Annotated in this window: 12 protein-coding genes; all 12 read right to left on the bottom strand. The window is 43.4% G+C overall.

Annotation, left to right across the window (positions count from 1 at the left end; all coding sequences use genetic code 11):
* Window positions 1-2 precede the first annotated feature (2 nt).
* Genes QQL36_RS21890 through QQL36_RS21835 form a run of 12 tightly spaced genes read right to left on the bottom strand, consistent with a single transcriptional unit; the run spans window position 3 to window position 13,567 of the window.
* Window positions 3-2,012, bottom strand: coding sequence for a right-handed parallel beta-helix repeat-containing protein (locus QQL36_RS21890; protein WP_321566768.1), 2,010 nt, complete (start codon window positions 2,010-2,012; stop codon window positions 3-5).
* A gap of 10 nt (window positions 2,013-2,022) precedes the next feature.
* A complete protein-coding gene (locus tag QQL36_RS21885) occupies window positions 2,023-3,459 on the bottom strand; it encodes an O-antigen polymerase (protein WP_321566767.1) in 1,437 nt (478 codons plus the stop codon).
* 7 nt (window positions 3,460-3,466) lie between these two features.
* Window positions 3,467-4,423 (bottom strand): hypothetical protein, encoded by a 957-nt coding sequence (locus QQL36_RS21880; protein WP_321566766.1) that lies wholly within the window; start codon window positions 4,421-4,423, stop codon window positions 3,467-3,469.
* Window positions 4,420-5,697, bottom strand: coding sequence for a lipopolysaccharide biosynthesis protein (locus tag QQL36_RS21875; protein WP_321566765.1), 1,278 nt, complete (start codon window positions 5,695-5,697; stop codon window positions 4,420-4,422). Before QQL36_RS21875 ends, QQL36_RS21880 begins: the two co-directional genes overlap by 4 nt.
* The gene (locus QQL36_RS21870; protein WP_321566764.1) at window positions 5,694-6,839 is read right to left on the bottom strand and encodes a sialidase family protein; all 1,146 of its coding nucleotides are present in this window, start codon (window positions 6,837-6,839) and stop codon (window positions 5,694-5,696) included. The genes QQL36_RS21875 and QQL36_RS21870 overlap by 4 nt, the downstream gene beginning before the upstream one ends.
* A gap of 54 nt (window positions 6,840-6,893) precedes the next feature.
* Window positions 6,894-7,616: an acylneuraminate cytidylyltransferase family protein gene (locus QQL36_RS21865; protein WP_321566763.1), complete on the bottom strand. Its 723-nt coding sequence runs from the start codon at window positions 7,614-7,616 to the stop codon at window positions 6,894-6,896.
* A 3-nt stretch (window positions 7,617-7,619) separates the two neighbouring features.
* The gene (locus QQL36_RS21860; RefSeq protein WP_321566762.1) at window positions 7,620-8,666 is read right to left on the bottom strand and encodes a nucleotidyltransferase family protein; all 1,047 of its coding nucleotides are present in this window, start codon (window positions 8,664-8,666) and stop codon (window positions 7,620-7,622) included.
* 13 nt (window positions 8,667-8,679) lie between these two features.
* Window positions 8,680-9,792 carry a UDP-N-acetylglucosamine 2-epimerase gene (gene neuC, locus QQL36_RS21855; RefSeq protein ID WP_321566761.1) on the bottom strand — a complete coding sequence of 371 codons (1,113 nt, stop codon included), beginning with the start codon at window positions 9,790-9,792 and terminating at the stop codon, window positions 8,680-8,682.
* The gene (gene neuB / locus QQL36_RS21850) at window positions 9,789-10,808 is read right to left on the bottom strand and encodes an N-acetylneuraminate synthase (protein ID WP_321566760.1); all 1,020 of its coding nucleotides are present in this window, start codon (window positions 10,806-10,808) and stop codon (window positions 9,789-9,791) included. The genes neuC and neuB overlap by 4 nt, the downstream gene beginning before the upstream one ends.
* Window positions 10,809-10,810: 2 nt before the next feature.
* Window positions 10,811-11,446 carry an acetyltransferase gene (locus QQL36_RS21845; protein ID WP_321566759.1) on the bottom strand — a complete coding sequence of 212 codons (636 nt, stop codon included), beginning with the start codon at window positions 11,444-11,446 and terminating at the stop codon, window positions 10,811-10,813.
* Window positions 11,439-12,572: a LegC family aminotransferase gene (locus QQL36_RS21840; protein ID WP_321566758.1), complete on the bottom strand. Its 1,134-nt coding sequence runs from the start codon at window positions 12,570-12,572 to the stop codon at window positions 11,439-11,441. Before QQL36_RS21840 ends, QQL36_RS21845 begins: the two co-directional genes overlap by 8 nt.
* Window positions 12,569-13,567, bottom strand: a complete 999-nt coding sequence (locus QQL36_RS21835) for an NAD-dependent 4,6-dehydratase LegB (protein WP_321566757.1) — start codon at window positions 13,565-13,567, stop codon at window positions 12,569-12,571. The genes QQL36_RS21840 and QQL36_RS21835 overlap by 4 nt, the downstream gene beginning before the upstream one ends.
* Window positions 13,568-13,571 lie beyond the last annotated feature (4 nt).

Below are 13,571 nucleotides of genomic sequence, written 5' to 3'. Positions count from 1 at the left end.
AATTAATTCCCGTTTTGATTGGGATCAAACTTAAACTTGTTCAGACTTTTCCAGTATACCTCACTGGTCCTTTTAATATTAGCAGTGTTCTTATAACTGTTGTCAGCAGTCACACCTGCGTTCTGTACATCGATGTTCTTAAATCCTATCTGTTGTTTCAGATTACTGTTGACGAATGACTGACTTTTCACATCCTCATCTTCCACCTTTGTATTGGCTACCACAACCGAATTTTTGTCTTTGTTAGAGAGTTTGCGCCAGAAGGTCAGGTCACCGTTTGCAAAGATCTTTTGCACATTCTGCACATTGGAGTAGTAAACATTACTATCCAGGTTGATCGCCATTTTGCTCCAATAGCCATCCAGCCAGTTGGAACTCCCATCTCCTACGATGATATTCTTGGTAATGGTATTATTTACAGACTTGCCATCAAAGGCCCCGATCTTCATCTGGTAACTACGGCCATTGGCAAATATGTTATTGTGCACTTTATTGTCACGTCCCTGGCTTAGGAAGAACCCTCCTGAATTCGTGTTGTACACGATATTATTCTGGATAGTAAAGTCAGACGAACCCTGATCGAGGTAAATGCCCCAGCCACCATATCGGTAGCAGAGAATATCGTACACCACATTGTGCGTTATAGAAGAATTAGCATTGAGTCCCAGGGTGTAGATACCACCTAGGTCATCCATCACGCCCTGTCCTATTTCGTGAATGACGTTATTGCTGATGATAATATTTTTGTTCAGCGTAGTTTTGAAACCCCAGGTCCACCCTATAGAAATTCCGGAGTAAAACATATCGCTGATATCATTGTTGGAAATGGTCAGGTCACTAATATTGAAAGAGGTAATGCCTGGTGCAGCCGGGTTCAATCTGCCACCCGTTTTGATGATATTGTTCGTAATCCGGATACCGGAGGTTAGCTGCGAAGGATCGCCAACCGCAGTATAATTACCTGATTTCACAGCCCCCATACCCATGTCGCTAAACAGGCAGTTGCTCACAGTAACATGATGAACATTATTCCTGAACCACATCACATTGTAACCAAAGTGTTCAAAGGAGCACCCGTCAAAAATAAGGTTGCTGGCATTGTCCGCCTGGATAGCCGCCTGGTATGCTGCCGCTGCCTGCTGGGGATCAAAACCCTTATCAGGCAGTACACAACCTGAATATTTGAAGTGCAGGTTTTTGAAAGAAATACCACTACCGGTAATGTTGAACAACACATCGGTGGTTGGTGCATATATCTGTGTCCCAGACGCTATAAAGCTAATGGTTTTACCATCCGTATAAAATTCACCATCATCATCCAGTGCCGCCAGCGTGTTGACAATTTTCACGCGGGTTCCCGAGTTCCAGGGCGTGTACTTAGAGATGGCCATACCGGTCGAAGTAAAACTCTTGTCTGATGCAGACGTAATGGGGTATTGTGTAAAGTTCCATTTCGTGTACACCTTTACAGTAGTACCATCAGTCGATCTCAATATACTGCCCAGGTTATTGGCAACGGTATCCAGACTCACGGTTTTCTTACCATTGGCATCTTCTGTAACACTTTTGATATAAAAGTAGTTGTCGTCATTCGGTGATTCTGCCTGTTTCAGGCGTTGCTCACCAGCAAATAACTGTAACTCACCTTTTCTCAGCAGGGATGGATCATCGGGTGTGAAGATATTAATATTCCCTTTCTTACTTAGTTTGCCGGTCACCAGTCTGGCGCCCGATATAATTACGTTTGCATTGTTATAAGGTTGAAATACGATGCTTGTATTGCCGGAAAGGTTGATCGGTGCATCGAAGTAGTATGTGCCAGCCAAAAAATTGATGGTACCGCCACCAAGTTGCTGAATCTTTGCGACAGCACCTTTTACCGTAGCCAATGGTGCAGATGCGGAAGTTCCTGCATTCCTGTCATTCCCGTTTACTGATACATATACCGTTGCTGCCTGTGATGCCTGGCATGCAATCAGTATTACTAACAATAACCAATTAAGGAGTTTCATACAAACAGTTTTAATTTGAAGACAATTTGAATAACTCTTGATTAGTGACAGGTATGAAATTTTCATTCCGTCCTACCCTGAATCTTTTCTTTTTGACTTTCTTCTTCACCAAAAGATAGACCAGATAAGCAGTCACCACCATACCGAAAGTGTAGGCGTAGGATGACAACAGATCTCCTCTCATCATGAAGAAGAACATGCCTAATAGAGTTGGATAAACCAATATCCAGAAATTCATTTGAATACCACGGCTCACATTTGCCCAATAAAATTTATCCAATCTGGCAAAAATCAGTGCAAATAATAAAACCATTAGTAAGACGCCAGGGATACCAAAATTCAGGTATCCTTCAGCCAGGTAAGGACAGGACACATTCAGGAAATAAAAGCCATTTTTCTGTCCTATAAAGTACCCGCTTCCGACGGGTTTATCCGGCCAGAAACTTCGGGGAACAAAAAATAACAATACGCCGGAGAGCTGCTCCCCGTAAACCATTCCTCTCAGATCAGTATATTCTACTGTCTTACACAACATAGTATACGCATCGAAGTCACCGGTACTATATGCTTTGGCAGAAATCTCAGAAAAGTTGCTTGCTACATATTCCACCGAAAAATAATCATGCCGTGCTTCCGTCAGAATCGGGAATACATAAAACAGGGACGCAATAATTACAATCGGAAACAGGTTTGGATTATTAAACCAGCGCCTGTATGTAAGCGCCAGCCCGATATAGATAGTCGCGGCCAGATAGCGGGGCAGTGCAAGTGGAAAATTGGTTAGCACTGTAGCCACAAGGATAGTTACTAGCCAGAAAAGGGAAATACGCTTGTATTTAAATAACTGAATTGTAATAATAGCATAAATCAAAATCCAGGACCTCGCTACTTTGTCTACCAGCAGGTTCTCAGTAGTATTGCCTGCATTATCCACTGTAGCACTGATTAAATCAGAACGCACAAATACCAGGCCTCCTGATCTAATCACAATCAGCGCACAAAATACAAAGAACAGGGAGCCCCCAATCCAGTAATAACGCAAATTGCTCACGTCGGCCCCCACCTTCTCCGGTGACACATTGGTAGTCGCTTTCCCGGAGAAATACTTATAAAAAAATCTGAACAGTAGCAGACAAATGATCAGCAGGATATTCACCTTCAATATCAGGTCGTCACTCAGCTTCTCGCTTATCCATGGATATCGGTTGTTTAGGTATTGCATGGTGGGAATATATCCCAGAAATACCAGGTTGAAAATCCAAAAGAACTTCTTTAGCGAATAGGGATATTTATCCTCAAAAACACCAATAGCCGATATTAACACAATCGCACTAAACGACAACAGATTCAGCAATGACACAGCATGCGTGTTGTCATTAAGCAAAATGATTATTACGTAGAGTAAGAGAATAATTCCTACCAGTATATATGTCTTCCTTTCTTTCATTCCTGTTTTACGCAAAATTTTCCAGGTACATCTTTCTGAATGTACCAAATTCTTCCTGTAGCACCTTGCCCATATTGATCACCTTCATGGAATTTTCATCCACATACAGACAGGTCGTACTGCTTTCGTGTACCACCGTTAGTTCATTGCCTTCCGCCAGCCGGCTGATGATTATTTCAGCGAGTATGCTGTTGGACATCACCGTCAGCTTTTCTGCAGGGATCTTGTCCGTATGATCTTCAATTCTGAAGTTATTGGCCAGATGCGGATGTATTTTTATTATAATATTATCGTACTGATTTATATTTTCCGTAAGAAATTTAATCACATCAGGATTAATACTATAGGCGGTCAAATAAAATGCCACCTTTTTGCCTCCCTGAATGCCAGCAGGCAGTTCCAGGCCCGATACCTTTTCCAGCAATTCCCGGCGGGCTGCCAGCGCACTAAAGAAATCGGTTCGGAAAGAAAGAATTTCTTTCTTATATCCCTTATGCACATGCCTGTAATAGGAATGATTGTACAGGTAAATTCCTTTTGTATGGCTATTGCCCCCCAGGAAGGTACCCCAGCCTTTCAGCTTAAAGATTAATCGTTTAAGTGTACCCTTTTTCACCTTATCTACATAAGGTCCAAGGCCTTCCTCTATCACATACAGATTCCGTACAGGTAATTTTGCATATGCCCCTCCAATGCTGCCGTAATCGCAATCTACATACACCCGCTCAATTGTATATTGAGAAGCCAACTCTTTTAAAAGGGCAAAGGAATCCTCTCTCGTTTGTCCAAAAATCACATCCGACCATGTCGCATCATATTCTTTCACCCTATTATAAAACAACACAGCGTCTTTGAAAGAGTTTACCACAATCAGAATACGATCTTCCTGCCCGGGAAAATCTATATTCAGCGCATTGAACCATTGTAATGGTTTCGTACAGACAATTACATTTACTGCTTTCATTTTAAAGCGGGCTTTAACCAAGGCATCCTGTATACCTTATTCGAAAATATCAATACTGCCACAAATGTCAGCACAGCTATAATTGTAGCAGAATACGCAGCCCCGATAGGCCCATAATGACGGATAAAATAATACGAAGTACCTACCTGCACCAGCGCAGCAGAAAACGTAATATACGCCAGCTGCTTTGTCTTCTTTGCATAGAAATAATAACAGGCCACCATCAGGTACATACCCTGGAATACCTGGGTAAACATAGACCAGCTGATGAAATCCCTGGCTTCGGTATAACTCTTCGACAGAAAATGATCGACTATAAAATAAGATACCACAATGAGGATCAGGGCAAGCAATACCTGAACCACACCATAGGCATAGGTGAAGAATACCAGCTTCCGCTTAAGCGGTTCATTGTTTTCCCTACCCAGGTTTTTGTAGAGATAAGGAATGTAAGCATTGTTAAAAGCCAGGTTCATGAAGGACAACAACAAACCAAACTGAAACCCTGTAGCATACAAACCTGTCGCTTCTGTACCATAAAATTTCGTCAGGAAAACTCTGTCAATACCGGTTCTTACCCATATACTCATGGCATGCGGCAGCAACGGTAAACCGAAACTCAGCGCATCTTTGATATAAGCCTTATTATAAACCGGCTTCAGATATCCCCTGCGCCAGATAAAACCGAGACTGAATATTCCGTATACAAATGTAGACAACGCAATTGCCCATACACGACCCTCCCACTTATACTTCAGGCTGATCACAAATACCAGCGTAAGCAAAAAGTTCAGCAAAGTCTGTGTGATCTGGTATACACCAAAGCTAAGTGGCTTTTCTTCGAGCCGCCACAGCTCCATGTTAAACAGTGTAATCACTTGTGCGAGTGTGATCATCACACCCATCAGCAGATAAAAATTATTAATCGGCAAAAATCCCCTGATCAGATCCCCTCCTAAAGCAATCGCAACAAAACAGATCATGGTAGAAACTGTGAGGATAAGACAAAGGTTGTAAATATAACTAGCAACCTGTTCCTTGTCGAATTTATAAAAGTTCACAGAAATAGTACCATGCAAGTTAATTCCGGCAAAGACCAATAAGATGGAAGTATACACAGTATAATTAGCCACCACTCCATAATCCGAAGGAGTTAGATAAAAGGTCAGCAAAGGCAATATCAGGAATGGTACTGCTTTGTTGATGGCATCTGTGAGCGCGTAAATCAGGCCTCCTTTCAAAAGAGGGTGTTGTAAGATCTGCCGGAGATTCATTTAATTAATTTTTCTATATCCACCTTTGCAAGCGCAATGCGGGGCAAAGCTCCTGACTTATTGTACTTGTTGTATGTAATAATAAGCTGCTTGCCGGCAATCTTCACAGAAGGATAACTGTACGAGTAGCCATTTGTATTTTCAAGATCAATTTTCTTTTCCCAGGTTTTGCCATTATCAAAACTTACTGCCAGTGTCAATGGATTCCGTTTATCAAAAATTGCCGGATCGTAGGTGGCATTGTTCCATACCATAAACAGGCAATTATAGGTTGGAGAATAGACTACTGTTTCCGGTGCTTCCGGCGTGTTTATCGCAGATTTGGATATGTCAGACCAGGTAATGCCCTGATCACTGCTGGTGGAGAACAATACGCCACCCGCTGTGCTCCTGATGGCCATAAGTAGTTTACCGTTGCCCAGCTCTGTTACACAAGGCTCCTGCAGCGGCACACTGGCCCCATAGACTCTACCTTTTTGCCAGGTCAGACCATAATCGTCACTATAATAACAGAACATGGTCGTTTGATTATAATACCTATAAATTTCAGGGGCAAATGCAACCGGTAGCAACAGCCTGCCGGATTTCAATTGTATCAGTTTGGAATTGCTAATAACGTTGTAACCGTCGTGAAGCGGATTGATATTTATCAGCGGCTGCCAGGTTTCGCCCCCATCATCGCTTGCTTTCACATACAAATTTATGTCTGAAGAGGAATTCTTAGCCAGGAACACCAGAACTCTTTTATTATTCCCTACATCCAGCATATTGGGCATGGAAATATTGATTTCACCCACCTTTTCCTGTAGCGTAGAATCAAGGGTCCAGGTCTCGCCCAGGTCGTAACTGGATGCCAACGCAATCGTGGCGCTATCCGTATCGATCAGACCTACGGAATGACCTACGGCTGACAGTATCCAATGGCCACTCTGGGTGATCAGTAACTCCGGGTAGCCAAAACCGCCCGGGAACTGGGAGTTAGCCATAAGCACATCCTTTTTGAATACAAGTGCTTCTGATTTGCGCTGTTCTTCGGCATCGTCATTCACCACAACAATGCTGTTGTTGTCAATCAGTTTAAGCCGGTCGTCATAGGTTACCAGATTATCCGACTTTTTACAACCTGCCAGCGCGATTAGCATAATTACGCAACATATACGGAACATAAGTAAGAGATAATGTATTGTTTTCACCTGTTAAAGTAATTCAATGCCAACCTTCCCGTTATTTACCAGATACTCCATAAAATCGAAATCGATCTGATGATCCACATCGAAACAAATATGAGGCATATCGTATATCATAGACCTTTCTGTAATTACCTTGTTTGTACCCAGATCAAAAAATGAGCGTCTGTAAAAATAAAAGGATCCATTGATATCATAAACCTGCGGAGATGCCTGACGGCTCAAAAATCCACTACCTGCAGATTTTACGACGCCATAGAATCCATTTTCCTTTTGTTCCACCATGTTAAAATATGGGTTACGACCTGCTTTACTTACGGAAAATAGAGTGAGTGCGTTTTCCTCCGCTTTGAAAGCCTGGAAAGCTGTATCAAGGTCTTCCATCGTTCGGAAAGGAGACGTTACATCCAGGTCCAGCAGGTATTCGAATTTTGTATTGCGCTGTCCTTCCACAAAAAACAAGAGGTCGGCAATGGCATCAACTTTACCGGCAGTATCAGATGCCAGCTCAGCCGGGCGCTTATAATTGGTAGTAATACCACACTCCGCAGCTACGCGAATGATACCTTCATCGTCTGTAGACAATGCGATCACTCCATCGTATTTCGCCACAAACTTCTGCGCCATTTTAATAGAATAATCAATAAGCGGCCTGCCGCCCAATGGCTTGATATTCTTGCCCGGTACTCCTTTGGAACCACCCCGGGCACATATTGTTACTAATACCGGCATATACTAAAATCGAATATATTTAATGTCTTCCTGTGCTTTTTTGAAATCTTCATGTTTCCCAATGTCCAGCCAATAACCATGCAAGGGATAAGATGCCACCTTATCTCCTCTTGAAATCAATGCTTCCATGAGGTCTGTAGCATTAAAAAATCCACCTTCCGGTATCAGGTGCAGGCATTCCCTTTTCATCAGGTAAATACCTCCATTGGAATAATATGTATAGGTAGGCTTCTCTTTGAAAGAGCGTACATGAGATTCATCTGTTTCCAGCACTGCATATGGCACTTCTACATGGTAAGGAATCGTCACTATAGAGAGCATGGCATCTTTGGCAATGAAGTCCAGGAAAAAGTCTTCGTAATTCAGGTCAGTAAGCAGGTCTGAATTACTCACCAGCACATAGTCATGGCTTAATTCCCTGACCTTGGAAACCGCACCGATCGTACCTAACGGGGTATCTTCCCATATGTATTTGATGGTAGCACCTTTTTCACTGCCATCTTTCAGGTGCTCTTCAATCTGCTCACCCAGGTAACGTACAGATATCCATATATCGTCAATACCATAGCTCACGAGTCTGTCGATATTATATTCGATAATAGGTTTATCACCTACTTTCAATAACGGTTTAGGTGTATTATCAGTCAACGGTTTCAGGCGCTCTCCCCTGCCGCCGGCCATGATGATGGCATCTACAGGCAGGTAAGAACGGTGGTAACGGAAGTTCACAATATTCTGTATACAGCCTTCGCTGTCTACCACAGGAATGATCTTCAGATTATTCTTCCTGTATTCAATGATCTGTTCGACAGTGTACTTCCCTTTTTGAATGATCTTTGGGGGTTTGGCAATGAAATCACGCACATAGCTATCAAGCTGCAAGCCTCTGAGCAAACCTCTGCGAATATCTCCATCCGTTAGTGAGCCAACTAATTTGTCATCTTCATCTACTACAAATAAAATCGTATCACTGGCCAGCACATTTAGTCGTGCCAGTCCTTCCATCAGCGTTGCATCCTGATTTATTAGGTGTTTCTTGTAATCTGCCATAACTTTTTGAGGTTTAAAGCTGCTTAAGGGTATGTATGATCCTTTCTGCCGCTCCGCCCTTGAAATAAATATTCTCACCTGTGTAAGGGCCTGCTTTTGCGGCGTGGTTAACCGCTTCCAGTATAGCAGTTTTGCTGAATGGTACATGCAGCACATTGCTACCTACCAGTCTGCCTTTCTGCCTGTCTCCCAGATTAATAACATATTTATTAAAAGAGGCTGCTTCTATGATACCGCTGCTGGTATTTCCCAGGAGCATGCTTGCATGTTGCATGCAGGAAAAATAGCTTTGGGTACCAAAATTTTCTATCAGTTTTATCTTTTCCGAATTAGCTTGTCCGAGAGTCTGAAATGCCTGGCGAAATACACTGCCATTGGTATCTGCATTTGGCATTGTGATCACCAGCTGATACGTGGATGCCAGTGTTTCCAGTGCGCCCAGCACTTCCTGTAAATGGATAATATTCTGACCTGCTCCCACCGTTTCCGGATGGATGGTGATCAAAATAGAAGGTATATCCAGGTCAATATTCCATTTGTCTTTGAATTCTCCTATGTTCAATAAGGGAAGACTGCTGAGATTATCCAGGCTCAGGGCGCCGGTCACCGTCACGTTGGCCTGCTGATCGTCCAATAAGGTGTATACTCTTTTAGCAAACACATCGGTGGCTACAAAGTGCAGATGCGATGCCATAGTGATGGTATGCCTGAAAACATTGTCAATAGCGCCTAAAGTTGTTTCGCCACCATGCAGATGTGCAAATTTCACTCCAAAGCTGAGACCGGCGACCACAGCGGCACACATCTCATAGCGGTCACCCAGGCAAAACACAATATCAAATTCTGCAGCATGTGCCTGCCAGAAATCCGCAAAGCGGATGGTGGTCAGCCCCATCGCCGTAGAGATAGATGCATCATCATCTGTTAGCAGCAACGAAGCTATTCTGTAGTCCACTTTGTATCCGTCCTGCTCAATCGCATTCACCGTCTGCCCATGATAGGCAGACAAATGTGTACCAAAAGCAATGATGGCAGTCTGAAAAAAATCATCTGCATACAATGCCCTGATCAGCGGTTTGTATATTCCGTAATCCGCCCTGGAACTTGTCAAAATAGCTACTCTCATGCGATATCAGACCAACTGAGTTTATGAAATGCCTGTAAGGCTTTACCTGCCTTACGGCCTACAATTTTATCCATTTCAAATGGTGAAATCCCGTCACCCGGGCGTATCATCAACAGATCTTTTTCTGTGATCACCGTGCCCTGTGCAAGCTCTTTATTCAGGTGAATGCTCTTTCTCGCCACGGCCATATTCTTCTTTTCACTTTCGCTGGGTTGCTTATAACCGTCTCCTGCCATGGCCAGTTCCACATTGCGGATGGCGCTTATCATCTGCTCTAGTTCTACCGGATTTAAAGAAGCTTTGTGATCCGGTCCTTCCATCTCCTTATCCAGCGTAAAGTGTTTTTCAATCACTTCAGCACCCAGTGCCACTGCCGCCACGGGGATTTCAATACCCAGGGTATGATCAGAATACCCTACGCCTACCCCGAAGGCCACCTTAATCGTGTTCATGGCATGCAGGTTTACATCCTTCATGGGTGTTGGATACTCTGTATTGCAATGCAGGATCTGGATATGCTGTTTAGGAATTCCATTATTCAGCAGTACATTCACTGCATTTTCAATTTCTCCGAGGGTAGTCATGCCTGTAGACAGTATCACCGGCTTTTTTTTGGCCGCGATATGTTTCAGGTAGGGATAGTTGGTGATTTCACCGGAAGGTACTTTGAAGAAGTCTATCCCAAGATTGTCCAGGAAATCTACACTCTCTTCGTCAAACCCGGTGCTGAGGAAGCGGATATTATTTTTCTCCGCGTGGGCTTTTAACAAATAATGCTGTTCTTCGGTAATTTCCAGCTTTTTCAGCATTTCGAACTGGGTTGATTTACCACCCATATTCTTTTCCTGGTATTCGGCCTGCTGAGCGGTTTTACTCACCAGTTTTGCGGCTTTGAAAGTCTGGAATTTTACATAATCCGCACCTGCCACTGCTGCCGCTTCAATCAGTCTGAAAGCATTTTCCATGCTACCATTATGATTCACACCGGCTTCGGCTATGATCAATACTTTTTTCATCTCTATGTTTTTTTGCAGGGAACACCTACATATGTACCGGGAACGGTGATATCCCTGATGACAAGGGAGCCGGCGCCTACTATGGTTTGTGCTGCTATCTGCACACCATGCGATACGATGCTGCCTGTGCCCAGCAAGCAGGTATCTCCTACCACCACATTACCATTCAGTAATACACCAGTGGAAATATGTGTATGATCACCAATACGGCAATCGTGTTCTACATTTGCGCCCGTGTTAATGATGCAGTTTTGACCGATCATGACATCTGCATTCACGGATACCCTGTGATGAATAACCGTACCTGCACCAATCGCGGCATATGAAGATACCCCTCTTTCATCAGCAATCACAGTTGCGATAGGCGCACCTTTGGCCAGCAGCGATTCAAAAATACGTTGTCTTGGTTGTGCACTTTTTATCTGACCAATGGTAATCAAAAAATAATGCCCTGCTGCGATGTACGCATCCAGTTCATCATCTGTACCTATGATCTTTTGATCCAGTACACTTGTGCCTATCAATTCTTTTCTGTCCAGTATGCCTGCTACGTGCCATTTACCTGAAGTACGGATCACTTCCAAAACGGATTTGCAGTGCCCACCGCCTCCTATCAGTATTAGGGACTGCTTAGGCATAGAACTCCTTTATTTTTGCAATGACCGTCTTCACTTCGTCGTCAGTAATATTTGTCGAACACGGAAGACTCAGACATTGCTCATATACCATATTACTGATATCGGCTTCTGAATAATATATATCATTTGCAAATGCTGGCAGCCTGTTCATAGGCACCCAGAACGGACGTGTCTGAACACCTTTCTGATTCAGGAATTGCAACAATTCCCTGCTGTTGGGAAATGCCGCTGTATACAGCCAGCAGTTAGCTACTACACCCATTGTGAGCACCTGAGACATAAAGCCCGGTACATCTTTCAGCCCTTCATTATATAATGCCGCAATGACTCTTTTCCTTTCGATAAAATCAGGCAGCTGTTCCATCTGTGCTACCCCCATCGCCGCCAGAATATTTACAAGACGATAGTTGTAACCAACTTCGTCATGAAAATATTCCATTGGGTCAGACTTAGCCTGTGTAGTCAGGTGTTTCGCCTTTTTACCCAACTCCTCATCATTCGTAAGGATCATGCCACCTCCACCGGTAGTGATAATTTTATTACCATTATAACTCAGGCATCCAAACAGCCCCATAGAACCAGCTGGCTGACCGTGATAGGTAGAACCCAATGCTTCTGTAGCATCTTCCACAACCGGGATATTAAACTTCTTTGATAAAACCATTAACTGCTCCATATCCACCATATTGCCCAGTACATGCACCGGCACTATAGCACTCACTCTCTTGCCGCTATCTTTGTGATAAACGCCGTCATCTTCCAGGTCACAGTTATTACTCAGGAAACTTTCCAACAGGTTTACATCCAGCTGCCAGGTGTAGGCATCCACATCTATCAATACAGGATCTGCTCCCAGATATTTGATGACGTTTACAGGTGCTACAAATGTGATATTCGGACATACCACCAGGTCTCCCTGTTTAACATCTGCCAGTAACAGACTGATATGTAGTGCAGCGGTACCATTGCTGGTCGCTATCGCCTTTTTGGTATGGGTAAAGGCAGCCGACATTTCTTCGAACTGATTCACATAGCTACCTACTGAAGATACCCAGTTTGTATCCAGGCAATCTTTCACATATTTCCATTCATTTCCCGCCAGGTTTGGCACAGATAACGGTATCATATATTGTATATATCGGCTTTATACTGCTTTAAATTTTCTTTGTCCTTAAACCACTCTATCGTATCAGCCAGACCATCTTTCAGGCTATACTGCTGTTTCCAGTTTGTATACTCCTGGATCTTTGCATTCGCACCGTACAAACGGAACACTTCAGATTTCTCAGGTCTTAAGCGCTCATTATCAGTCATGATTTTTGCATTCGGATTGATCTGGTTGATCAGCTCCTGTGCCAGATCGCCTACTGAAATTTCAGATTGTGTAGCGATATTACAGTCATGGCCGATCAGTTTATCGCTCTTCGCGATTTCCACGAAACCATTGGCAGTATCTTTCACAAACAGTAAATCACGTGTAGGGATCAGGTCTCCCAGCTTTATTTCTTCCTTACCGTTCAACAGCTGTGTAATGATAGTAGGTATCACAGCACGTGCGGACTGACGTGGACCAAAGGTGTTGAATGGTCTTACAATCGTGAGCGGCAGGTCGAAGCTTCTGTAGAAAGATTCTGCAATACAGTCAGCACCGATCTTGGAAGCAGAGTAAGGTGATTGAGGTTGACGGGGATGTTTCTCGTCAATCGGAATATACTGGGCAGTACCATACACTTCCGATGTACTGGTAACCAGTACACGGGCGGTACCCAGGTCTTTGGCCGCCTGCACAATATTCAGCGTACCTTTTACATTGGTATCGATATAGGAGTCAGGTGAATGGTAGCTAAAAGGGATCGCGATAAGGGCGGCAAGATGAAAGACAATATCGATATCTTTCATGGCAGTACGTACCCCATTTGGATCACGTACATCACCTGCAAATACCTCGAGTTGTGCTAATTTCTCTTTTGGGAATGAATCAAGCCATCCCCAGCTGTTGAAAGAGTTATAATAAACAAATGCTTTTACTTTACATCCTTCATCCAGCAGGCGTTCTACCAGATGACTACCAATAAAGCCATCAGCTCCGGTTACAAGTACCTTTTTACCCTTTAAATCCATTGTT

The organism is Chitinophaga sp. LS1, from assembly GCF_034274695.1.
Taxonomy (GTDB): domain Bacteria; phylum Bacteroidota; class Bacteroidia; order Chitinophagales; family Chitinophagaceae; genus Chitinophaga.
The sequence above is the reverse complement of the archived record's forward strand: the minus strand, read 5'-3'. Positions and strand labels throughout refer to the sequence as shown.